At 63.9% G+C, this 22,042-nt stretch carries 21 protein-coding genes and 1 pseudogene; 8 read left to right on the forward strand and 14 right to left on the reverse strand.

The annotated features are described in order from the left end of the window. Positions 1 to 23 precede the first annotated feature (23 nt). Complete coding sequence (locus NKI21_RS03055; RefSeq protein ID WP_023810711.1) at positions 24 to 1,427, forward strand: MATE family efflux transporter; 1,404 nt, start codon at positions 24 to 26, stop codon at positions 1,425 to 1,427. Between the two features lie 86 nt (positions 1,428 to 1,513). Here the strand turns inward: NKI21_RS03055 and NKI21_RS03060 are convergent, their stop codons facing one another. The 10 genes from NKI21_RS03060 to NKI21_RS03105 form a co-directional block, all read right to left on the reverse strand. After that, entirely contained in the window at positions 1,514 to 2,095 is a 582-nt protein-coding gene (locus NKI21_RS03060) for a cupin domain-containing protein (RefSeq protein WP_023810712.1), read from the reverse strand. A 1-nt stretch (position 2,096) separates the two neighbouring features. After that, complete coding sequence (locus NKI21_RS03065; RefSeq protein ID WP_128304220.1) at positions 2,097 to 3,353, reverse strand: cysteine desulfurase-like protein; 1,257 nt, start codon at positions 3,351 to 3,353, stop codon at positions 2,097 to 2,099. A 71-nt stretch (positions 3,354 to 3,424) separates the two neighbouring features. Beyond that, a complete protein-coding gene (locus NKI21_RS03070; protein WP_023810714.1) occupies positions 3,425 to 4,183 on the reverse strand; it encodes a cyclase family protein in 759 nt (252 codons plus the stop codon). A gap of 2 nt (positions 4,184 to 4,185) precedes the next feature. Then, a complete protein-coding gene (locus NKI21_RS03075) occupies positions 4,186 to 5,364 on the reverse strand; it encodes an ABC transporter substrate-binding protein (RefSeq protein ID WP_023810715.1) in 1,179 nt (392 codons plus the stop codon). Next, entirely contained in the window at positions 5,361 to 6,410 is a 1,050-nt protein-coding gene (locus tag NKI21_RS03080) for a branched-chain amino acid ABC transporter permease (RefSeq protein WP_023810716.1), read from the reverse strand. Before NKI21_RS03080 ends, NKI21_RS03075 begins: the two co-directional genes overlap by 4 nt. Then, positions 6,407 to 7,309: a branched-chain amino acid ABC transporter permease gene (locus NKI21_RS03085; RefSeq protein WP_352610979.1), complete on the reverse strand. Its 903-nt coding sequence runs from the start codon at positions 7,307 to 7,309 to the stop codon at positions 6,407 to 6,409. Before NKI21_RS03085 ends, NKI21_RS03080 begins: the two co-directional genes overlap by 4 nt. Beyond that, positions 7,306 to 8,037, reverse strand: a complete 732-nt coding sequence (locus NKI21_RS03090; protein WP_352610978.1) for an ABC transporter ATP-binding protein — start codon at positions 8,035 to 8,037, stop codon at positions 7,306 to 7,308. Before NKI21_RS03090 ends, NKI21_RS03085 begins: the two co-directional genes overlap by 4 nt. Beyond that, positions 8,024 to 8,782: an ABC transporter ATP-binding protein gene (locus NKI21_RS03095; RefSeq protein ID WP_245486190.1), complete on the reverse strand. Its 759-nt coding sequence runs from the start codon at positions 8,780 to 8,782 to the stop codon at positions 8,024 to 8,026. The genes NKI21_RS03090 and NKI21_RS03095 overlap by 14 nt, the downstream gene beginning before the upstream one ends. Positions 8,783 to 9,116: 334 nt before the next feature. Continuing rightward, on the reverse strand, positions 9,117 to 9,575 hold the full coding sequence (locus NKI21_RS03100) for a nuclear transport factor 2 family protein (RefSeq protein ID WP_128304215.1): 459 nt from the start codon (positions 9,573 to 9,575) through the stop codon (positions 9,117 to 9,119). An 84-nt stretch (positions 9,576 to 9,659) separates the two neighbouring features. Continuing rightward, a complete protein-coding gene (locus tag NKI21_RS03105) occupies positions 9,660 to 10,019 on the reverse strand; it encodes a hypothetical protein (protein ID WP_023810720.1) in 360 nt (119 codons plus the stop codon). An 80-nt stretch (positions 10,020 to 10,099) separates the two neighbouring features. Here NKI21_RS03105 and NKI21_RS03110 point away from each other — a divergent pair, with 80 nt between their 5' ends. From NKI21_RS03110 to NKI21_RS03120, 3 genes are all read left to right on the forward strand, one after another. Continuing rightward, positions 10,100 to 10,678 carry a TetR/AcrR family transcriptional regulator gene (locus tag NKI21_RS03110; RefSeq protein ID WP_127297537.1) on the forward strand — a complete coding sequence of 193 codons (579 nt, stop codon included), beginning with the start codon at positions 10,100 to 10,102 and terminating at the stop codon, positions 10,676 to 10,678. A 44-nt stretch (positions 10,679 to 10,722) separates the two neighbouring features. After that, positions 10,723 to 11,988, forward strand: a complete 1,266-nt coding sequence (gene fabF / locus NKI21_RS03115) for a beta-ketoacyl-ACP synthase II (protein ID WP_352864483.1) — start codon at positions 10,723 to 10,725, stop codon at positions 11,986 to 11,988. Between the two features lie 93 nt (positions 11,989 to 12,081). Next, on the forward strand, positions 12,082 to 12,897 hold the full coding sequence (locus NKI21_RS03120; RefSeq protein WP_352776192.1) for an oxidoreductase: 816 nt from the start codon (positions 12,082 to 12,084) through the stop codon (positions 12,895 to 12,897). Between the two features lie 22 nt (positions 12,898 to 12,919). Here NKI21_RS03120 and NKI21_RS03125 read toward each other — a convergent pair whose 3' ends face one another. The 4 genes and pseudogenes from NKI21_RS03125 to speB form a co-directional block, all read right to left on the reverse strand. Then, entirely contained in the window at positions 12,920 to 13,567 is a 648-nt protein-coding gene (locus NKI21_RS03125; RefSeq protein ID WP_352864486.1) for an amino acid ABC transporter permease, read from the reverse strand. Next, positions 13,564 to 14,220, reverse strand: coding sequence for an amino acid ABC transporter permease (locus tag NKI21_RS03130; RefSeq protein WP_023810724.1), 657 nt, complete (start codon positions 14,218 to 14,220; stop codon positions 13,564 to 13,566). Before NKI21_RS03130 ends, NKI21_RS03125 begins: the two co-directional genes overlap by 4 nt. A gap of 6 nt (positions 14,221 to 14,226) precedes the next feature. After that, a complete protein-coding gene (locus NKI21_RS03135) occupies positions 14,227 to 15,033 on the reverse strand; it encodes a transporter substrate-binding domain-containing protein (protein ID WP_023810725.1) in 807 nt (268 codons plus the stop codon). A 78-nt stretch (positions 15,034 to 15,111) separates the two neighbouring features. Next, positions 15,112 to 16,171: pseudogene (speB, locus tag NKI21_RS03140) on the reverse strand (agmatinase). 206 nt (positions 16,172 to 16,377) lie between these two features. On the opposite strand from speB, the gene gcvA reads away from it, so the two are divergent. The 4 genes from gcvA (at position 16,378) to NKI21_RS03160 (ending at position 21,868) form a co-directional block, all read left to right on the forward strand. Then, the gene (gene gcvA, locus NKI21_RS03145) at positions 16,378 to 17,352 is read left to right on the forward strand and encodes a transcriptional regulator GcvA (RefSeq protein WP_352440572.1); all 975 of its coding nucleotides are present in this window, start codon (positions 16,378 to 16,380) and stop codon (positions 17,350 to 17,352) included. A 136-nt stretch (positions 17,353 to 17,488) separates the two neighbouring features. Continuing rightward, complete coding sequence (gene pncB / locus NKI21_RS03150; RefSeq protein WP_352440573.1) at positions 17,489 to 18,793, forward strand: nicotinate phosphoribosyltransferase; 1,305 nt, start codon at positions 17,489 to 17,491, stop codon at positions 18,791 to 18,793. Between the two features lie 193 nt (positions 18,794 to 18,986). Next, positions 18,987 to 20,435 (forward strand): hypothetical protein, encoded by a 1,449-nt coding sequence (locus tag NKI21_RS03155; protein WP_352440574.1) that lies wholly within the window; start codon positions 18,987 to 18,989, stop codon positions 20,433 to 20,435. A 128-nt stretch (positions 20,436 to 20,563) separates the two neighbouring features. Further along, the gene (locus tag NKI21_RS03160) at positions 20,564 to 21,868 is read left to right on the forward strand and encodes an ABC transporter substrate-binding protein (protein ID WP_128304207.1); all 1,305 of its coding nucleotides are present in this window, start codon (positions 20,564 to 20,566) and stop codon (positions 21,866 to 21,868) included. Positions 21,869 to 22,042: the final 174 nt, after the last annotated feature.

Genomic DNA, 22,042 nt, shown 5'->3' on the forward strand with positions numbered 1-22,042 from the left:
CCGTAGGTGGAAAGAGCGGAACAATGTCTGCGATCGAAGCCGGCGCTCGCGCGCCGGAAAATCTTTGGCGTCAGGAAATCAGGGCGACGCTGGCGCTCGCCTGGCCGATGGTGCTGACCAATCTCGGCCAGACCGCGATGACGGCCACCGACGTCATGATGATGGGTCGTCTGGGCCCGGATACGCTGGCCAGCGGCGCGCTTGGCGCCAACCTTTATTTCATGCCGCTGATCTTCGGCCTCGGCCTGATGCTGGCGACCTCGCCGATGATCGCTACCGAGCTCGGCCGCCGCCGCTATTCGGTGCGCGACCTGCGCCGCACCGTGCGCCAGGGCCTGTGGCTGGCGATCCTGATCTCGATCCCGATCTGGCTCGTGCTTTGGCACGGCGAGGGCATTCTATTGGCCATGGGCCAGGACCCGGTTCTGGCCCATCAGGCCGGCATCTATCTGCGCTGGCTCGAATGGGCGGTGCTGCCCTTCTACTTCTATATCGTGCTGCGCTCGTTCATCTCGGCGCTGGAACGGCCGGGCTGGGCGCTGGTCATCGTCTTCGTCGCCGTCGCCTGCAACGTCTTCTTCAACTGGGTGTTCATGTTCGGCAATCTCGGCGTGCCGGCAATGGGCATTGCCGGGTCGGGCCTTGCCACCTCGCTGTCCTCAGCGCTGATGTTCATCGGCATGGCTGCCGTGGTGATGCTGGAGAAGAAGTTCCGCCGCTACCGTCTGTTCGGCCGTTTCTGGCGCGCCGACTGGCCGCGCTTCAAGGGCCTGTTGCGGCTCGGCCTGCCGATTGCCGGCATCCTCGCCTTCGAGGTGACGATCTTCAATGCGGCGGCCCTGCTGATGGGCCTGATCGACGCGGATTCCCTGGCCGCGCACGCGATCGCCATCCAGATCGCCTCGATCTCCTTCATGGTGCCGCTCGGCCTCAACCAGGCGGTGACGGTGCGCGTCGGCCTTGCGCACGGCGCCGGCAATCCGGAAGGCGTCTCGCGCGCCGGCTGGACCGCCTTTGTCATCGGCGTCTCGTTCATGGCGCTGATGGGGCTGGTGATGATCCTGTGGCCGCATCCGCTGATCAGCGCCTTCATCGATCTGGGCAATCCGGCCAATGCCAGGGTGATCGAACTTGCCGTGTCGTTCCTGGTCTTCGCGGCGCTGTTCCAGGTCTTCGACGGCGCCCAGGCGGTGGCCGCCGGCATGCTGCGCGGCCTGCATGACACCAAGGTGCCGATGATCTATGCCGCGATCGGCTATTGGGGCGTCGGCCTGCCGCTCGGCGTGCTGCTCGCCTTCCATTTCGGCCTGCATGGCGTCGGCATCTGGATCGGCCTGTCGACGGGGCTGGCCGTGGTGGCCGCGCTGCTGCTGGCGCGCTGGCTGCGGCGCGACCGGTTGGCGCCGCCGCTCGCGTTCGGGCATTGAAACAGAACGGCCGATGGCCCGGCGGCTGTTGTCCTGTGGGCGTTGGCTCATTGAACAACGCCTTCACAACTCCGCGATAGAGGCGGTCAGAATGTCGGCGGCGTGTTGACCCAGAGGATACGGACCGTGGTCGAACCGATATTGCGGTAGCCGTGGCCGAGTTCGGAGTTGAAATAAAACGCGTCGCCTGCCTCGAGCGCCACCACGTTCGTCTCGACCAGCAACTCGACGGAACCTTCGAGCACGTAGCCGAATTCCTGTCCCTTGTGGCTGATCAACTCGAGGCTGCCGCCGCCGGCCTCGATCACGTGGACATTGATCTGCAGCAGATATTCCGGACCGGATGGCACCAATTGCTCGAGCACGACATGGTTGCCCGAGCGCCGATGTCCCGTCTCCATGTGCGGACGCTCGTTTTGCCGCAACACGAACACTTCCGAGGCATTGTGCTGCAGCGTGCCGAACATAGCGTTCATGTTGATGCCCAGCGCCTGCACCAGCCGGTGCAGAGCCGCCATCGAGGGCGTCGCGCGGTCGTTTTCGATCTTCGAGAGATAACCCTCTGTCAGCCCGATGCGGGCGCCGAGCTCTTCCAGGCTGAGGCCAAGCACCTGTCTGGCATGGCGCAGCTTGACGCCGATCCTCGGGGTTCCGTTTCTGTCGCGCATGTCAGGTCCGCGTCTTCATCCAGTCCGCCAGCTTCGCCAACAGAAAATCGACTTCCGCCTCGGTGTTATAATGGGCCAGCCCGATGCGGACGACGCCGTTGCGGTCCGCAAGCCCCAGCCGCTTGATTGGCTCCAAACCGTAATTGTGGCCATGCCAGAGATAGATGCCTTCCTTTGCCATCGCCTTGGCGATATCGGCGGGATCGGTTCCGTCAACGGTGATCGACACGGTAGGCACCCGGCGCGCCAGCGCCGCCACATCGGTTATACCCTGGACCAAGACGCCATCAATTCTGGACAATCCGGCAATCAGCCGTGCTGTCAGGACACGCTCATAACGGTCGGCGACTTCAATGCCGGCGACGATGCGCTCGCGCCGCGTCGCCTGCGGGTGGACGTTGCCGAAGGACTGTCCGAGCCAGGCATAGTGCTCGACGGCGCCAAGCACCCCGGCAAGCGACTCGCGGCTTGTCGTCCCCGTCTCGAATTTTCCAGGTGGCGTGTTCGAAGCCGCGCGCACCTTGTAGGCGGTCAGCGCCTGCAGCAGATCGAACCGGCCCCACAACACCCCGTGATGCGGTCCGAAAAATTTGTAGGCCGAGCAAACCAGGAAATCACAGCCAATCTCCTGGACGTCGATCACTCCATGCGGCGCGAACTGCACCGCGTCGATATAGCTCAGCGCCCCGACCGCGCGTGCGCGCTGCGCGATCCGCTTCACGTCGTTGATCGTGCCGGTAACGTTGCTGGCATAGCCGACGGCGACCAGCTTGACCTCCTCGTCGATAGTGGCCTCCAGCGTCGACAGGTCGAGTTCGAACGTTTTTGGATCGAGGTCGATCCAGCGTACCTCAAGCCCGCGATCCTCCGCCAGCATCAGCCAGGGTGCGACGTTGGCGTCATGATCCATGCGCGTCAACACGATGGCGTCGCCGGCGTTCAGATCGCGGCCGATGGCGCGCGAGACGGCGAAAGTCAGCGTCGTCATGTTCTGGCCGAACACCACCTCACGCCGGTCCGCGGCATTGAAGAAATCGGCCATCGCCTGATGCGCGTCGTCGACCATCGCCTGGGCCGCGAGTGAGGTTTCGAAATAGCCACCAAGATTGGCGTTGGTCTCGATCATGGCACGCGTCATGCGCTCGATCGAACGGCTCGCCATCTGGGTTCCCGCGGGATTGTCGAAGAAAATCCGCTTCTTCGGCTCGGCACCTCTCGCCATCGCCGGAAAAGCATCGCGGACTGTGTCTATATCCATGTCTGAATTCCGTGTGTCTGGTGATCGTTGTGTGGCGGCCCCTAGACGCCGCCAGCTGCGGTTTCACGCGTTCAGCCGGCCGCTTCATGGATGGCGACAGCGCGAGCCGGGAAGCCGGATCCGGCCTTTGGCTTTGGCCAGCTTGCCATTATCAACGCGCCGGCGTCAGGCACCTTGTCGAGATTGGCCAGGAGCTCGATCTGCCAGCAGTCGCGGGACAGCACATAGTATTCCAGGCTTGCGTCACCCGCGGAAGTGGCGCGGCCGGGATCGGTGTCCATGCCCTCGTGCCCGATGGCAGCGACACCGCGGCGTTCCAAAAGTTCCTCCAGCACCGGCTTCGACCAGCCCGGCGCATGCGAGATACCGTCGGCCGACTTGTTCTGAAACGCCACGGGGTCTGGCCAGCGCGGCCACCACCCGGTGCGAAGCGCGACAAAACACTTTTCCGGGATACGGCCGTTCCGTGTCTCCCAGGCGGAAATGTCGTCGAGCGTCGGCGTCGCGTCGGGATCGGCGGCGACCCTGTCGCTGATGTCGAGGATGACCAACGGCAGAAGCATCTCCGCCACCGACAGTTGGTCGATCGAGCGGCCGCCGTCGATGAAGTGCACCGGCGGATCGACATGGGTGCCCCACTGTCCGACGAAGGCGTAGTGGTGGACCTGGAAGGCGTCGCCCTTCGAAAAATCGAGCAACGCACGGCGCTCCTCGTCCGGGAAGGCCGGGAAGTGCGGCTGGCCCGGATGAAACGCATGCGTCAGGTCGGTGAAGGTCGCGGCGGAGAGCCGCGACCTGTAGATGTCCCAAAGGGAACCCGGAGTGGACAAGATCACGGCTCCGCGACGAAGGTCGGTGCCGCTTCACTTGCAAGGACAAGCTTGCCGTCCTTGACACCGATGACCGAGACCGATTTGTCCGGCACCGAAATGCCCGGGCGGTAGGTGATCGTTCCGGTCACGCCGTCGAGCCCGGACGTAGCGGCCAGCGCGTCACGGATCTTGGCCGGATCCGGCGCACCGGCACGCTTGATCGCGTCGGTCATCAGCTTGACCGAATCGTAGCCGAGCGCAGCGAACGCGTTCTCCGGGGCATTGCCGGCCGACTTGGTGTAGGCGTCGATGAAGGCCTGCACCTTCGGGGTGGCGCCCTCACCGATATAGGCATGGGTGGTGAAGTAGGTGTCCTTGGCCGCGTCGCCGCCGACCTGGATCAGCAAGGGCGTGTCGTAACCGTCGCCGCCGACCACCGGCAGGTTGATGCCGGCCTGGCGCATCTGCTTCAAGATCAGGCCGATTTCCTCGGCATTCGACGAGGCATAGACGAAGTCGGGCTGCGGTGACAGCGCCTTCAGTTTGGCGATCTGCGCGGTAAAGGTCTTGTCGCCGATCTTGTAGGTGTCGCGCTCCAAGATCTTGCCCCCGCCATGCTCGTAGGCGGTGACGAAGTAGTCCGACAGCAGCGTTGTGTATTCGGTGCCGATGTCGGTCAGCAGGTAGGCGGTCTTGCCGTTCAGCTTGTTCAGCGCAAATTCCGCGCCAACCGCAGCCTGAACGTTGTCGCCGAAGGCGGCGAGGAAGATCTCGTTGCCGAGCTGGCTCGGCAATTTCGGCGAGGTCGCGCCGGGCGTGATGAACGGGATCTGCGCCTTCTGGACCTGCGGTCCGATGGCCAGCACCGAATCGGAATCGGCGAAGCCGATGATGCCGACGACCTTGTCGCTGTCGATCAACTGGCTGGCGACGGTCGAGATCGTCGTCGAATCGCTCTTGGAGTCGTAGATCACCAGTTCTATCTGTTGGCCGAGCACGCCGCCGGCGGCGTTGATTTCGCTTGCCGCCAGCTTGGCGCCATTCAGCATCGGACCGTCGAGCGAGGCCTGAATGCCGGTCAGGTTTGCCGGATAGCCGATCTTGATCGTGTCGGCAGCAAGTGCCGTGCTGGCCGAGGCAAGCGCGAAGAATGCGCCCAGTCCTAGGCCGATGGTGTCGCGTCGAGTGAGTTTGATCATCGTTTTCGTTCCTCTGTCTGGTTCACCGTTGCCGATCTTTGGGTTAATCCGAACGTAAGTTCCCGGTCCCCCATGATCCCCTTCGGCCGGAAGATCATGACTAGAATGAAGATGAAGCCAAGCACGATCTGGCTGGCGCCAAACAGGGCCGGCACCGCGAAATCGCCGATCGTGAAGCCGCGTTCGACCGAGCGCAGGACCTCCGACAACAGCGAAACGCAGATGACGCCAACCACCGCGCCGGTCAGGGAGCCCATGCCGCCTAGCACCAGCATTGTGATCAGGCTCATGGTCAGCGCGAAGTAGAAGGTGTTCGGCGAAAACGAGCCGAGATAATGTGCGTAGAGCGACCCGCCGACGCCTGAGAAGAACGCGCCGATGACGAAGGCGATCAGTCTGGTCCGCAACACGCCGATGCCGACAGCGCTGGCCGCGATTGTGTCGTCGCGCACCGCCTTCATGGCGCGCCCGAAAGGCGAATAGACCAGGCGCGCCAGAACGAACACCGTGATGGCGAGCCAACCCATCACCCAGGGCAACGTCGTCTCCAGCGGCACACCGGTGAAAGTGCGGGCGCCTCGGGTGAAATCCGACGCATTGATCAGCACCACGTTGACGATAATCAAGAATCCCATCGTCGCCACCGAAACGAAATAGCCCGACAGGCGCATCAAGGGATAACCGACGACCACGGCAAGCAGCGCCGTCAGAAGACCTGCCACCAGCGTCGCCGGCAGGAAGGGGAGGCTGAAAGCATGCAGAAACGCCGGCAGATGCGGCAGCAGTGCCATCTTCTGCTGTACGGGAATCGACAGTATCCCCGATATATACGCGCCGGCGCCGATGAAGCCGACATGACCGAGCGAAAACACGCCCGTAAAACCGTTGCTCAGCGACAGCGCCAGCACCAGGATTGCATTCAGCGCGATCAGCAGGATAATCCGGACGAAATAGTCGCTCAGCACGTGCGGTGCACCGAAAGCGACAGCTGCTCCCGCCACCAGGGCGACGAGGACGAGGAGTGTGATCCGCGCTTCCCGGCTCACAGCTTTATCTCCCGGTTTGGCTGGAGCAGCCCGCCCGGGCGCACCAGGAGAAAGGCGATCAGCACGGCGAAGACGATTGCGTCGCGATAGGACGAGACGCTGCTCGGCAGGAATGCGACGATGAATATCTCCAGCGCGCCCAATATGTAGCCGCCCACCAGGGCGCCCGCGATCGACCCGAAGCCGCCGATGATCGCCGCCACGAAAGCCTTCAGGAGCGGCGTGAAGCCCATCTGCGGCTGCACCACGCCGGCCTGTGCCGCCCACAAAATGCCGGCAAGGCCGGCATAGGCGGATGCGACGATGAAGGCGACGATGATCAGCCGGTTGACGTTCAGACCGACAAGGTGTGCCGCCGACATGTCCTCGGCTGCGGCGCGCATGCCGAGCCCGGTCGTGGTGCGCGTGATGAACCAGCCGAGGAGCAGCAGCGACACGAAGGTCAGCGCGATGGTCAGGAGATTGATGCTGGTGAAGGTGATGGCGCCGTTCGACATTTCCCAGGAGGTGTTGAGAATATCGGGGAGTGGAAAATTGCGCGGCGAGGAGGTGAACACCAGGATGCCGACGTTCTCGATGATGTAGGTGACGGCGAGGCTGGTGAGCAGTCGCGCAACGTCGGGCGCGTCGCGGATCGGACGATAGGCGATGCGTTCGATGAGGAGGCCCGCGACGGCCGCCGCGGCGATGCCGCAGATCACGGCGACAGGGAACGGAACGCCGATCCCCGCCAGCAGAGCTACCCCGAATGCGCCTACCATCATGACGTCGCCATGCGCGAAATTGGTGAGCTTGAGGACGCCGAAGACGATCGACAGGCCGACCGCCACCAGCGCGTAGAGGCTGCCGAGGCTCACCGCGTTGACGATCTGCTGCAGGATATAGTCCAGCTGGGTCATATTGCCGCCCCGAGATATGCCTGGGCCACGCGTTCGCTGTCGCGCAGTTCCGCGGACCGGCCCGACAGCGCCACCTGACCCGTGCGCAGCACATAGGCGCGGTCGGCGAGGTCCAGCGCGAGCGTGATGTTCTGTTCCACCAGCAGCATCGTCATGCCCTGGCGCTTCAGTTCGGCAAGCGCGCTGAAGATGTGGCGCACCAGCAGCGGCGCAACGCCGAGCGAAGGCTCGTCGAGCAGCAGCAGGCGCGGCGCCGCCATCAGCGCGCGCGCCAGAGCAAGCTGCTGCTGTTCGCCGCCCGACAGCGTGCCGGCCAGTTGCTTCAGCCGCTGCTTGAGAATCGGGAACAGCATGAACATGCGCTCGCTATCTCTGACGACGGCCTCCTTGTCGGTGCGGGTGCAGGCGCCGAGCCGCAGATTGTCGGCCACCGTCAGGCCGCCGAACAGGCGCCTGCCCTCCGGGCTCTGCGCGATGCCCAGAGTTACGATACGCGACGGAGCGATACCTCCGATCGGCTTGCCATCGAAGATGATCTTGCCGCCGCGCGGCCGCGACAGGCCGGAAATGGTGCGCAAGGTCGTGCTCTTGCCGGCGCCGTTGGCCCCCACCAACGCCACCACCTCGCCGGTATGGACGTCGAGCGAAATGCCCTTCAACGCACGCACCGCGCCGAAATTGACCTCGAGGTTCTCGACGCTGAGCAGAACGGGGCTAGGCGTGGCCAAGATACGCCTCCCGCACTTTCGGGTGTTCGCGTACCTGCTCCGGTGTTCCGACGCAGATCACCTCGCCGGTCGCCAGCACCTGGATGCGTTCGCACAGCGCCATGATCAGGTCCATGTCGTGCTCGACAACGACCACCGTTACGCCGTAGCGGTCACGGATCGTCCGAATCAGCGCCGCCAGCACCTTGGTCTCGTTGGAATCAAGCCCGGCTGCGGGCTCATCGAGCAGCAGCAGCTGCGGGCTGGTCGCCAACGCACGCGCAATCTCCAGCCGCCGCTGATCGCCGTAGGGAAGATCCGCGGCGACCCTGCCGGCCTGATCTGTCAGGCCCATGAGGTCGAGGAGTTCGTCGGCCTGCTGCCGCGTCGCGGCCACCCGCTCGCGATAGCGCCGACCGCGCAGCACGGTATCGGCGGGCCCGACAGGATGGCGCAGCTGCGCCGCCGTCAGCACGTTCTGTGCGACACTGAGGCTGCCGAATAGGCGAGAACCCTGGAAGGTGCGGGCGATGCCCATCGCGACGATCTGCGATGTGCGCAGGCCGACGATCGAACGGCCCTCCATCTCGATGCTACCGGAATTCGGCTGGGAGAAGCCGGTGATCAGGTTGAAAAGCGTGCTCTTGCCCGAGCCATTCGGCCCGATTACCCCAACGATTTCACCTTCGTGCAGCTCGATGGAATGATCCCGCAGGGCAACCAGCCCTCGAAAGGCTTTTGTCAGCCCAACCGTCTTCAACAGCACTCGACTCGACTGTCTATCCACGCGCCGGTTTGCCCCTGTCCGCCCTCGCCGCCCCGTTCGGCCCGGTCAAGCATCAAATGGACAATTCGAACGGCAAGATGTCAAGGCCTATTCCTAGCAGGAAAGCTATATGCCTGCCTCGGCTCGACCGTTGCCGCGACAGCACCGGCATCGATGCAGCGCTGCGCTCCCGCACTGGGTTTCCTGGCTTGCAGTCCAGCGCCGGCGCTCGCTTCCCGACCCTCCGCGCATACTGCGCAGGCGGAAGGCACGCGACGAAAAAGATCAGCGCGACCGGCCCTTAAACCTTGGCCGTCCTCGGACCGCGCTTCAGCTAGCTTGTTATCTGTTCGGCGACAGCTTCTTCGAGGCCGGCTGCGGCCTGGGCGGCGAGACCGCGCGCCGCCGCCTGTGAATCGTAAAACTCCTCGAGCGCATGAACCCTGCCCCACCGTAGCGTGAACACGTGGAGACCATGGTTGACGTAGGACGTATCGCCGTTGAGCAGGGTTGCGGTGCCATCCCACTGGGCAAACACGGTGGTATGCCACGGCCAGCCCTTCACCCAGACGTGGTTGACCGTGAGATGGAGAGTGGGCAGAACACGGCCGAGGCGCTCGAACCACCGGCGCAGGGCTTGCTTGTCGTGGCGCTCCCCACCAAGCGCGTGGGCGCCACCAACCCGGTGATGGACATGCGGCGCGATGGCCTTCACCGCCGCGTCCCAGCGATGGTTGTTGACGTCGTCGAAGCTCTGCCGGATCGATTTCTCGACAAAATAGCTGTAAAGCATGTGACCTCTCCAGGCTCATTGGGATGGCGTGATCGGACGCGAGAGCCCCGGCCAGCATCGCGCGGCCGCGGCCTGCGCGCCAGGTCAGGGCGTTGTCGCATCGGCTCGCAGGGATGTGCCGGTCCCGGTCGAGACCGTCACTTCCTTACCGGACCTTGAGAACGCGTAGAGCGAGCCCGGGTGGCCCGGTATGGAAAACGCCACGGCGTCACTGTTGGCGAGGCCCATGACGAACCGCAGCGGATCACCCCCGGTCTTCGGTGCGAAAGTGGCGGTGACCTCAAGCAGGTCGCCGCGCGGAACGTAGTAGGCCACCATGTCCAGGTGTCCCTGGTGCAGGCTGCCACCTTCGATCGGGCGTCCGATGGTGGCTTCCTCGGCGAGAGCCGGGGTTGCAAGAAACAGCGCCGCCAGGAGCGAGGCGCTCAGGGTTTTGCGGATCATCTCATTTGTCCTTTTTTAGATTGCGTTCACCCTCTATATAGTGTATAGATTACGAATGCAATCTAAAAAAGGAGATGACGATGCGTGTGAGTCGCACTCAGGCCGCGGAAAACCGCGAGACCGTGATCAATGTGGCAAGCCGGCTTTTTCGGGAGCGCGGCTTTGACGGCATCGGCCTCAAGGATCTGATGAAGGGTGCCGGGCTGACCCAGGGTGCCTTTTACAAGCAATTCGAGTCGAAGGACGATCTGGCGGCGCTGGCGTCCAGGCGGGCGATGGAAAGCGCCACCCACAAATGGTCGGCCGCGACCGCAGCACATCCTGGGAACCCGCTCGACGGGGTGATCTCATTCTACCTCAGCATGGACCATCGCAGGGAAAAGATGGACGGCTGCCCGGTCGTTGCGCTCGGTTCGGATGCAGCCAGGCAGGGTGCCGAGGTGAAGGCGTCATTCGAAGACGGCATCAAGGCGTACCTTGAGATGCTCGGCGGTTGGGTTGGCGAGGGCGACAGCGAAAAGAGCGGAAAAAAGGCAATGGCCGTTCTCTCGACGATGGTCGGCGCGGTCGTGCTCTCGCGGGTCGTCAACGATCCCGACCTTGCGCGGGCTTTTCTGGATGCGGCGGCCGATCAGGTTCGCGAAGCAGTCGCCACTTGAACGGCGCGAGCAGCGCCGCCGGCACACCAAGGACAGGAGAGCAGATGCAACGGATTGTCGTCACGGGCATGGGAGCGGTCACGCCCCTGGCCGCCAATGTCGAAGCGTCCTGGTCACGCCTGCTTGCCGGCCGGTCCGGCGTTCGCAGGCTTCCGGACGATGTGGTGGGAGAGCTGCCGGTTAAGATTGGCGGCGTGGTTCCCTCCCTGGGCGAAGATCCGGAGGCTGGTTTCGATGCCGATGCCGTCCTGTCCGCGAAGGATCAGCGCAAGGTGGACCGGTTCATTCTGTTTGCGTTGGCGGCGGCGGAAGAGGCGCTTGCGCAGGCGCAATGGAAGCCTGCCCTGGAAACGGAGCGTCTGCGCACGGCCACGATCATCGCTTCAGGAGTCGGCGGGTTCCCCGCCATCACCGAGGCGGTGCGCACGGTGGACCTGCGTGGCGCCCGCCGCCTGTCTCCCTTTACGGTGCCGTCCTTCCTGGTGAACCTCGCGGCGGGCCACATCTCGATCCGTCATGGTTTCAAAGGTCCACTCGGCGCACCGGTGACGGCATGCGCGGCGGGCATCCAGGCGATCGGCGACGCCGCCCGCCTGATCCGCGCCAACGAAGCCGACATCGCCGTGTGCGGCGGAACGGAAGCGTGCATCAACACCGTCAGTCTCGGCGGGTTCGCCGCGGCTCGCTCTCTTTCAACCGGCTTTAATTGGGCGCCGGCTCAAGCCTCGCGCCCTTTCGACACATCGCGGGACGGCTTCGTCATGGGCGAAGGGGCCGGCGTGCTGGTCATCGAGGCGTTGGACCACGCGTTGGCGCGCGGCGCAAAGCCGCTGGCTGAGTTCGTCGGCTACGGCACGACCGCGGATGCCCACCACGTCACCTCCGGGCCGGAGGACGGCGACGGCGCGCGCCGGGCCATGCAGATCGCGATTGCCCAGGCAGGGATTTCGCCACGCCAGGTACGTCATCTCAATGCGCATGCGACCTCCACGTCAGTCGGCGACCTGGGTGAGATCGAAGCGATCAAGAGCGTGTTCGGGCGCGATTTCGCGATAGCTGTCAGTGCGACGAAATCGGCGACCGGACACCTGCTCGGAGCGGCCGGCGGGTTGGGTGCGATCTTCGCAATCCTGGCGCTCAGGGATCAGATCGCTCCGCCAACCCTCAACCTGGGCGAGGCCGATCCGGCCGGCGACGGCATCGACTTCGTCGCAAACGCGCCCCGGCCGATGGAGATGGAGTACGCGATCTCCAATGGCTTCGGCTTTGGCGGCGTGAATGCCAGCGCCCTGTTCAGACGCTGGAACTAACCGGTGGCCGGACGCAGTCATGACCAACGCCCTTTGCCCCGGCCTCTCATGCTTTTCCCAATCCGATCCAACGCAAAGAAGGACACGATTTCCATGAACAAGACCAATCCCGGCGTCGCCTTGGTGACAGGGGCGTCTTCTGGCATCGGGCGCGCTACCGCCGATGCCTTGCTAGGCGCCGGCTTTCGCGTCTTCGGAACCAGCCGTCGCGCGAGCTCCCAGCCATCCGCCGGCGTGACCATGCTGACCTGCGACGTGACCGACGACGCGTCCGTTGCGACAATGGTCGATGACGTTCTGGCCAAGGCCGGACGCATCGACCTGCTTGTCAACAATGCCGGCATGGGCCTGTTTGGCGGCGCGGAGGAGTCCTCGACCGCCCAGGCCAAGGCGCTGTTCGACGTGAACGTCTTCGGCGTTTTCCGCGTGACCAACGCGGTGCTGCCGGCAATGCGACGCCAAGGGAAGGGCAGAATCGTGAATTTGAGTTCGGTGCAGGGGTTCATCCCCGCTCCCTATTTCGCACTCTACTCGGCGACCAAACATGCCATCGAGGGTTATTCGGAGTCGCTCGATCACGAATTGCGCCCGTTCGGCATCCGCGTTTCGCTGGTGGAGCCCGCCTATACCCGCACATCATTCGAGGACAATCTTGTCGCCCCCGACCGGTCGCTCGAAATCTACGACTCCGCGCGCGCCGGGATGACTGTATCCGTGCGGAAATCGATGGACAAAGGCGATGCGCCCGAAGTGGTCGCCAACACCGTTTTGGCAGCAGCGACCGATCCCTCCCCTAAGAAGCGCTATGCGGCGGGAAAAATGGCGCGCCAGGTCAATTTCCTGCGCCGTTTCGTCCCCGCGTCCGCATTCGACAAGAGCCTGCGCAAGCAGCTTGGGCTGCCGGCCTGAAGTCGAGCGCTGCCTTGGCGCGTCAGCGGGCAGCCGCCTGTTTCTCGAGCCTGCGGGCGTATTGCGTCAGCGGAAAGCACATGATGAAGAAGATCAGCGCCACCAGCCCGTAGACCTTGAACGGTTCGAAGGTCGCATTGTTGATGGCGTTGGAGGTCCGCACCAGTTCCTCGAAGCCGATGATCGAGGTCAGCGCGGTCGATTTGATCAGCTGAACCAGGAAGCCGACGGTGGGTGCGCGGGTGATCGAAAAGGCCTGCGGCAGGATGATCAGCCTCAGCTCCTGCAGATAGTGCAGGCCAAGGCTGGCGCCGGCGTCCCATTGGCCGAGGGGTAGCGCCGCGACGCCCGAGCGCCAGATCTCGGCGAGATAGGCGCTGGCGAAGAAGGTGAGGCCGAGCGCCGCCGCCGTCCACGGTTCGATGCGCAGGCCGAGCATCGGCAGGCCGAAGAACATCAGGAACAGCTGCATCAAGAGCGGCGTTCCCTGGAACAGGGCGATGTAGCCGGAAGCAACACGCCTGCTCCACTTGTTCTTGGCGATCCTGAAGAACAGCACGACCAGGCCGACGATGCCGCCGCCGATGAAGGCGGCCAGCGATAGCAGCACCGTCCAGCGGGCGGCGAGCAGCAGGTTGCGTACGATGTCCCAGAAGGTGAACTCGATCATGACACGCCGGCTCCGAGCGCACGGCGTCCGCCTGACACCAGCAGCCGGCGCAAGGCCATCGACAGAGCAAGATAGACCAGCGTCACGACGAAATAGGTCTCGAAAGAGCGGAAGGTGCGTGCCTGCAGCATGTCGGCCTCGTAGGTCAGCTCGCGCACGGCGATCTGCGACACCACGGCCGACTCCAGCATCATGATGACGATCTGGCTGGTCAGCGCGGGATAGATGATCTTGAGTGCCTGCGGCAGCACGATCTTGATGAAGACCTGGCGTGGCCGCAAGCCCAATGCGAGCGCTGCTTCCGTCTGCCCGCCAGGCACGGCGTCAAGCCCGGCGCCGACGATCTCGATGGTGTAGGCCGCCATGTTGAGCGTCATTGCCAGCATGGCGGCCAGGAGCGGGTCGAGCCGGATGCCGAGGCTGGGCAGCCCGAAGAAGATGAAAAACAGCTGCACCAGGAACGGCGTGTTGCGCATCACCTCGACGTAACAGGCGATTGCCCGCTTGAGCAGAACCGGGCCGTTTCGTCGCCCCGCGGCACCCAGGATGCTGAGCAGCGTTCCGGCAAGCGTGGTCACGGCGATCAGCAGGATCGTCGTGGCCGCGCCGTGCGCGATGTCGCCCAGAGCATCCGGGAGCCAGGCAAAGGCCACGGAAACTCAATCCTTGAGGTTTTCGGGATTGAGCGGCGTCTTCAGCCAGGCTTTCGAGCTTTCGTCCAGCTTGCCGTCGGCCAGCATCTTGGCGACCGCATCGTTGACGGCCTTCTTCAGGCCGTCCTCGTTCTTGTTGAGGCCGATATGCGAAGGCGAGGTCAGAAGCTGGAACTTCTGCTCCGGCTTCAGCGCATCCTGCTTGGCCAGCACCTGCGCGCCGACATCGTTGCCGACGACCATCAGCTGCGTCTGGCCGGAGATGAAGGCCTGGATCACCGAATTGTAGTTGTCGAAGCGCTTGATGTCGGCCGACGCCGGTGCTGCCTCGGTGAGCGAGGTGTCTTCCAGCGTGCCACGATTGACGGCGATCGACTTGTCGGCGAGGTCTTCCTTGCCCTTGACCGTCAGTGCCGCCGGACCGATCACGGCGATGTAGTAGGGCGCGTAGGCGGCGGCGAAGTCGATGACCTGTTCGCGTTCCTTCGAGTAGCCGACGCTCATCAGGATGTCGACGCGCTTGTCGTTCAGATACGGGATGCGGTTCTGGCCGGTGACGGCGACGGGATTGAGCTTCACCTTGAGCGTGTCGGCAATGTATTGCGCGACGTCCATGTCATAGCCCTTGAGGCTCATGTCGGCGCTGGCCGAGGAGAAGGGCGGAAAGTCGGCGAAGACGCCGACATTGATGGTGCCGGCCTTGGTGATGTCCGCCAGTGCATCGGCGCTGGCGGCCTGAATCGACAGGCCGAAGCCGGCCGTGCCGAGCATCAGCACGGCGGCGATGGCTGAAAATGTCTTGCGGATTGTCATTGTTATTCCCCTGTCTGGACGCTTTGTTTGACACGACCGCCGGCTCCAGCGCGGCGGCCGCCTTTGCTTTTCTGAAAGTCAGGCGCCCTTGCCTGTGATCGCCGGGCTGAACACCATCAGGCTCAGGATCTCGAACAGTACCTGTGCCGCGGCGTGCGCCGTGTTGGTGGTCGAGTCGTATTGCGGTGCCACCTCGACGACGTCGCCGCCGACGATGTTGAGACCCTTGAGGCCGCGCAGCAGTTCGAGCACCTCGCGTGTCGTCAGCCCGCCGACTTCCGGCGTGCCGGTGCCCGGCGCGAAGGCCGGATCGACGCTGTCGATGTCGAAGGAGACATAGGTCGGGCCGTCGCCGACTATTCTGCGCGCCTTCTCGATGATGGCCGGAATGCCGAGCCCGGTCACCTCCTCGGCATGCACCACGGTCATGCCGGACTCGTAGGTGAATTCCCACAGATATTCGGCCGAGCCGCGGATGCCGATCTGGATCGTGCGCGTCGGGTCGAGCACGCCGTCAAGCACCGCGTTGCGGAACGGGCCGCCATGGTGGAACTTGGTCATGTCGAACAGGCCACTGGTGTCGCAGTGGGCGTCGATATGGATCAACCCGACCGGAGCTTTCTTCCCGACGGCCTTCAGGATCGGATGGCTGATCGAATGGTCGCCGCCGATCGAAAGCGGGATGACGCCGGCATCGACGATCTGGTTGGTGCGGCGCTCGATATCCTCATGGCTGGTCTCCAGCCGGTAGCGGCTGCGGAACGGCGTGTCGCCGATGTCGGCGACCCGGAGCTCATGTGTGGGCGCGCATTCCAGCACGTGGTTGTAAGGGCCGATGCGCTCGATGGCACGCAGCGCTCGCGGCCCGAAGCGCGAGCCTGGTCTGTTGGTGACGCCGAGATCCATCGGCACTCCGATCATCGCTACCTGAAGGTCGCCGAAATCCGGATTGTCGGCCGATATTTCGCGGTAGGGCGCGGCGAGGAAGGTCGGGATGCCGGAATAGGGCGCCAGCCGCGTGCCGCTCTTGGAAAAGATCTTGTCGGCGACCTTGCGGAATTTCGGGTCGAACATCGCCGCCATGGCTTTCACCATATTTGCGACGCAACGCGTCGAGCTTGCCGCGATCGTATCCCATGTCCGCTCCTCCTGGGCTGATACAGTGCCGACGCGGGTGACGCCTGCGAACCGACCGTCATCCGGCCGGGCCGCTGTCCCGCTGGCTGCCTGCAGATTTCACGTCTTGATGCTGTTCCAGGCCAGTGTCTGGCAGCGGCATTGAAAAATCAATTGATATTGTTAGGGTGCTTTCTGTGAGAAAATCTCACAATAAAGTTGATACCCATGACCAAACGCCTGCCACCGCTTAATCCGCTGCGCGCCTTCGAGGCAACGGCCCGGCATGGCTCGCTGACCAAGGCGGCCAATGAGCTGAATGTCACGCATGGCGCCGTCAGCCATCAGATCAAGGCGCTTGAGCAGTCGCTCAGTGTCAAGCTGTTCGAGCGGGCCGGCCAGCGGGTCAAACTGACACCGCATGGCGCGGAGCTTCTGCCGGCAGTGTCGACCGCCTTCGACGGCATCGCAGCCGCCACCCAGCGCATGACAAGGCCGGCGAGCAGCGGCACACTTTCGGTCTCCTGCGTGCCGGCGCTTCTGTTGTTGTGGATGACACCGCGGCTCGGCAGTTTCATGGCGCAATATCCCGACATAAGGCTGACGCTTATTCCTTCCAACGATCCCAAGGATTTGCGGGCGCCCACCATCGATGTCTGCGTGCATTATGGCGACGGCAGCTGGACCGATTGCTGGATGCGCAAATGGTCGGGCCTCGAACTGTTTCCCGTGGTCAGCCCGACCTTGATCAACAACCGCCCGATCCGCAGCGTCAGGGACCTTGCCGACCATGTCTTCCTGCATGGCGACGACGGTCGCGAATGGCACACCTGGCTGGCGGCGGCCGATGCGCTGGACCTGGAGCGGGGTCGCCGCCATCACCTCGGCGATGCGCGTATGGCGACCGAGGCGGCGGTGCACGGCCATGGCGTGGCGTTGGGCGACTCCGTGACGGCAAGCGCGCTGCTGGCCAGGGGCATGCTGGTCGCGCCGTTCAGCCTGTCGGTGCCGGCGGTCGACGATTTCTATGTCGTCTGCCGCAACGAGATGCGGGCGACACCGATCGTGCAGGTGTTCATCGACTGGCTGTTCGCCGAGAAGGCCGGGGATGACGGGCGCGCCGACGCCCCTGTGGCCGGCCGCATCGTCAGCCGTCGCAAGCGTCCGGCGCTCAGGGTGATGGGCGCCAAATCCGCAGGCTGATGCCAGGCTGCGCGCCGCCGCATGCAGGCAGCTCTTTTTGTCGGGCCAGCCTGAAAGCGGGCAGCGTTCCGGCCGATTCGATGCTATGAGGCCTGTCGCGATTGTGGATGGCAGGCAGCGAAGGCGGTGTTGAAACATGGCTAAGACCGATATTGCGCGGCGCGTCTACAATCACACCTGGAAGCTCGATCCTATCGTGCGCAGCCTGCTCGACACGGATTTCTACAAGCTTTTGATGCTGCAGATGATCTGGGGCATGTATCCCAAGGTCGACACCACCTTCTCGCTGATCAACCGCACGACTTCGGTGCGCCTTGCCGACGAGATCGACGAGAGCGAACTGCGCGAACAGCTCGACCATGCCCGCACGCTGCGCTTCTCCAAGAAGGAGATGATCTGGCTCGGCGGTAACAATTTCTACGGCCGCAAGCAGATCTTCGAGCCGGAATTCCTCGCTTGGCTGGAAGGCTTCCGGCTGCCCGAGTACGAGCTGTCGAAGCGCGACGGGCAGTATGAGCTGACCTTCAGCGGGCCGTGGATGTACACCACGCTGTGGGAAATCCCGGCGCTCGCCATCATCAATGAACTTCGATCGCGCGCGGCGATGCGGGCGTTCGGGCCTTTCGCGCTCGACGTGCTCTATGCCCGCGCCAAGTCCAAGATGTGGGCCAAGACCGAGCGGCTGAAGGCGCTGCCCGGCATCCGCATCTCGGACTTCGGCACGCGCCGGCGCCATTCCTTCCTGTGGCAGCGCTGGTGCGTCGAGGCGCTGAAGGAAGGCATCGGCGAAGCGTTCACCGGCACCTCCAACGTGCTTCTGGCCATGGACAACGACCTCGAAGCGCTCGGCACCAACGCACATGAGCTGCCGATGGTGTTCGCCGCCCTCGCCGACTCGGAAAAAGAGCTGAGGCAGTCGCCCTACAAGGTGCTGCAGGACTGGCAGCGTTACTATGGCGGCAATCTGCTGATCGTGCTGCCCGACGCCTTCGGCACTGCCTCCTTCCTGCGCGACGCGCCGGACTGGGTGGCCGACTGGACAGGCTTTCGCCCCGACAGCGCGCCGCCGATCGAAGGCGGCGAGAAAATCCTGTCCTGGTGGCGCGACAAGGGCAAGGATCCCAAGCAGAAGCTGTTGATCTTCTCCGACGGGCTCGAGGTCGAGACCATCGAGGAGACTTATCGCCACTTCAAGGGCAAGGTGCGTATGTCCTTCGGCTGGGGCACCAATCTGACCAATGATTTCGAAGGCTGCGCGCCGACGGAAACCAACAGCCTCGACGCCATATCGCTGGTTTGCAAGGTCACCGAGGCCAATGGCAGGCCAGCGGTCAAGCTTTCCGACAATCCGGCCAAGGCGACCGGCGATGTGAAAGAGATCGAGCGGTATCTCAGGATCTTTGGCGAGAAGGACCGCGTGGAGCAATTGGTCAAGGTGTGAGGGGTGATGGGGCTCCTGGCATCGCCTGCAAAGATGGAAGGATAGCTTGAGTTCCCGCACACCCCCCTCTGTCCTGCCGGACATCTCCCCCGCAAGGCGGGAGATTGGCCGCTTCGACCAGTCCGCCTTTTTCTCCGAAGTTGAAGATTGGCGAAAGCCTGGGCGACATCCGATCTCCCCCCTTGCGGGGGAGATGGCCGGTAGGCCAGAGGGGGGTGTGAAGGATCGCGGCGGCGAAGGTTATCGCCTCTTAAAGACAAGCTTCATCTGCTTATTCGTATCCCTCCCCACCCCCGCCTTCGCGCACGCCTCCGATCGCGGCCACGTCCTGCTCCTGCCGACCGGCTACTATCTGGTCGGCGGCGCATTCGCCGTTGCCGTCAGCTTCCTCGTCCTGGCGCTGCTGCCTGCGGATTTGCTTGACCGCTTCTGGCGACGGCGCCTGCCGTTGTTTGCCCTCAGAGACGCCACCCGCGCCGCCATCAGCCTGCTATCCTTCGCCGGCTTTGCAATTCTCATCGCCGCCGGCCTTTTCGGCAGCCGCGACCCACTTTCCAATCCTCTGCCACTGGTGATCTGGACCCTGTTGTGGGCCGGCCTCACGCTGTTGCAAGGCCTCTTCGGCGACCTCTGGTCATGGCTGAACCCCTGGTATGGACCATGGCGTCTCGCCTCGCGCCTGGTCGGGACCGGGGATCACGGAGCATGGCGCCTGCCCCGATGGGTCGGCTGCTGGCCGGCTGCCATCCTGTTCTTCGCCTTCGCCTGGTTCGAACTCATCGATCCCGCGCCCGACGATCCGGCACGGCTGGCTTTTGCCGCCGGCCTATATTGGCTGTTCTCTTTCCTCGCCATGCTGGCGTTCGGCTATCGCGGCTGGAGCCGCAGCGGTGAATTCCTGACGGTCTTCTTCTCGATGGTGGCGCGCTTTGCTATGGTCGAACGCAGCCAAGATGGCCGGCTTGGCCTGTGCTGGCCCGGCGCCAAGCTGCTGGCCGCGGAGCCCTTGCCGGCCAGCGGCATCGCCTTTCTGCTGCTGGCCTTGTCGTCGGTATCCTTCGACGGCCTGTCGAAGACCTTCTTCTGGCTCGGCCTGTTCGGTATCAACCCGCTCGAATTTCCCGGCCGCACCGCGCTGATCGGCAGCGGCACTTTCGGCCTCGTGCTGACATTCGCGCTGCTGGCCGCGGTGTTCCTGCTTGCCGTCCGGCTCGGCCAGCGTCTTGCCGGCAGCGATCACACTCTCGGCCAGGCCGCAGGCCTGCTGGTGTGGTCGATCGTGCCGATCGCGCTCGCCTATCACGTTGCGCATTATCTGACGGCGCTGCTCGTCGACGGCCAATATGCGCTCGCGGCACTTTCCGATCCGTTCGCGATGGGCTGGAACCTGTTCGACACCGCCGACATGCAGATCGAGACCGGCATCGTTGCGGGGGCGAACTCTGCGTGGTGGCTGTGGAATATCCAGGCCGGCGCCATCATCCTGGGCCATGTGCTCGCCGTCCTCGTCGCTCACGGCTTCGCCTGGCGCCTGCACCCACAGCCCTCCCGCGCGGCACTCAGCCAGCTCCCGCTCACCTTGCTGATGATCGCCTACACCGTCTTCGGCCTCTGGTTGCTTGCCACGCCGACCACAGGGTGAGAAAAGGCGACCAACATACCTTTGGGGAAAGCCCGCTTGCCACGTCGGGGCTTTGGTGATTTAGTTTGTATACATGCGATTTTTTGCCTCGTTACAGCCAGTCAAAACTCAAGAACAGGGGAACTGCCGTGACTGACAAGAATGGGTTTTTCGATCTCTCCAGATCCACGCTCACCCGCCGCACGGCGCTGAAGGGTCTGGCCGCGGGCGCCGGCCTCGGCCTGGCCCCCGGCTTCGTCCGCTATTCCCAGGCGCAGAGCTCGGCGCCGATCAAGATCGGCTTCCAGTCGCACCGCACCGGCATCGGCGCTGCCTACGGCCGCTGGTACGAGAAGACCACGGCTGCCGCGGTCAAGGCGATCAATGCCGCCGGCGGCATCAACGGCCGCCAGGTCGAGGTGATCATCGAGGACGACGGCACCGATCCCGGCCGTGGCGCCGAGGTGGTCGGCAAGTTCGCCACCCAGCACAAGACCGACATCGTCTTCGGCACGCTGTTCTCGCATGTCGTCATCGGCTCGGCGCCCGCCGCCGGCGAAAACAAGATGCCCTATTTCGTCGTCAGCGAAGGCCATCACGTCGCCTCGACAAAGCTGAACCGCTATGTCTTCCAGCCCGGCATCACCGACGTGAAGAGCCAGATCCAGTCGATGGCGCCGTGGATCGCGGCCAATGCCGGCAAGAAGGTGACGCAGATCTTCCCCGATTTCGCCTTCGGCTACGACCATCGCGACTACCTGCCGCCGGCACTGAAGGCGCAAGGCGCCGAGGTCATCGCGCAGATCGCCATCCCGCCGACGGAATCGTCCTTCACCAAATACTTCCCGCAGATCCCGGCCGAGACCGAGGTGATCTACCACGTCATGGTCGGCCCGGCCGTGCTCACCTTCGTCAAGGAGCTCGGCGAGTTCTACGGCTCCAACCGGCCGCAACTGTTCGGCTTCATCGATTCGCTCGAGGCCACCGACATCAACAGCCCCGGCCTCGAATTCCTCGACGGCAGCCATTTCTGGGAAGGCTCGCCGCGCTATGCCCAGGCCGATGATTCCGAAGCGCAGAAGGCCTATCGCGCTGCTGTCGGCATCGACGACAATGGCGCCGCCGTCGGAGACCCCAAGGACGTCTCCACTGCCGCGCACATGTTCGGCTGCTGGGAGACGCTCTACGTCGTCAAGAAGGCGATGGAAGATGCCGGCTACAAGGGACCGGAAGACCGCGCCAAGCTGGTCGAGGCGACCGAAGCCCTGACCGAATTCGCCGAAGGTGCCGAGCATCCGCAGGGGCCGAAAACCTTCAACGGCAAGATCCACCAGTGCTTTGGCATCCAGAACATCTCCAAGGTCGAGGGCGGCAAGCTCAAGGTCGTGCACAAGACCAAGATCGAGGACGGGCTTTACGAGGCCGAGGGGGATTATACGACGCAGGCGCTGTGAGGCTTAGCTTCAGTAGCGTGAGCGCCAAGGCACCCCCCTCTGTCCTGCCGGACATCTCCCCCGCATGGGGGGAGATCGGCGGTTTGTGCGGCAGCGCCCATCAGCCAGCGTTGATGATTGGCGAAACCAGCGACGACATCCAATCTCCCCCCTTGCGGGGGAGATGCCCGGCAG

The sequence above is a fragment of the Mesorhizobium sp. M0715 genome (genome assembly GCF_040320355.1).
Taxonomy (GTDB): Bacteria; Pseudomonadota; Alphaproteobacteria; order Rhizobiales; family Rhizobiaceae; genus Mesorhizobium.

Coding starts and splice junctions, on each gene's coding strand:
- NKI21_RS03055 (WP_023810711.1), top strand. CDS start 24: ATGTCTGCGATCGAAGCCGGCGCTCGCGCGCCGGAAAATCTTTGGCGT.
- NKI21_RS03060 (WP_023810712.1), bottom strand. CDS start 2,095: ATGCGCGACAGAAACGGAACCCCGAGGATCGGCGTCAAGCTGCGCCAT.
- NKI21_RS03065 (WP_128304220.1), bottom strand. CDS start 3,353: ATGGATATAGACACAGTCCGCGATGCTTTTCCGGCGATGGCGAGAGGT.
- NKI21_RS03075 (WP_023810715.1), bottom strand. CDS start 5,364: ATGATCAAACTCACTCGACGCGACACCATCGGCCTAGGACTGGGCGCA.
- NKI21_RS03085 (WP_352610979.1), bottom strand. CDS start 7,309: ATGACCCAGCTGGACTATATCCTGCAGCAGATCGTCAACGCGGTGAGC.
- NKI21_RS03100 (WP_128304215.1), bottom strand. CDS start 9,575: ATGCTTTACAGCTATTTTGTCGAGAAATCGATCCGGCAGAGCTTCGAC.
- NKI21_RS03105 (WP_023810720.1), bottom strand. CDS start 10,019: ATGATCCGCAAAACCCTGAGCGCCTCGCTCCTGGCGGCGCTGTTTCTT.
- NKI21_RS03110 (WP_127297537.1), top strand. CDS start 10,100: ATGCGTGTGAGTCGCACTCAGGCCGCGGAAAACCGCGAGACCGTGATC.
- fabF (WP_352864483.1), top strand. CDS start 10,723: ATGCAACGGATTGTCGTCACGGGCATGGGAGCGGTCACGCCCCTGGCC.
- NKI21_RS03120 (WP_352776192.1), top strand. CDS start 12,082: ATGAACAAGACCAATCCCGGCGTCGCCTTGGTGACAGGGGCGTCTTCT.
- NKI21_RS03125 (WP_352864486.1), bottom strand. CDS start 13,567: ATGATCGAGTTCACCTTCTGGGACATCGTACGCAACCTGCTGCTCGCC.
- NKI21_RS03135 (WP_023810725.1), bottom strand. CDS start 15,033: ATGACAATCCGCAAGACATTTTCAGCCATCGCCGCCGTGCTGATGCTC.
- gcvA (WP_352440572.1), top strand. CDS start 16,378: ATGACCAAACGCCTGCCACCGCTTAATCCGCTGCGCGCCTTCGAGGCA.
- pncB (WP_352440573.1), top strand. CDS start 17,489: ATGGCTAAGACCGATATTGCGCGGCGCGTCTACAATCACACCTGGAAG.
- NKI21_RS03155 (WP_352440574.1), top strand. CDS start 18,987: ATGGCCGGTAGGCCAGAGGGGGGTGTGAAGGATCGCGGCGGCGAAGGT.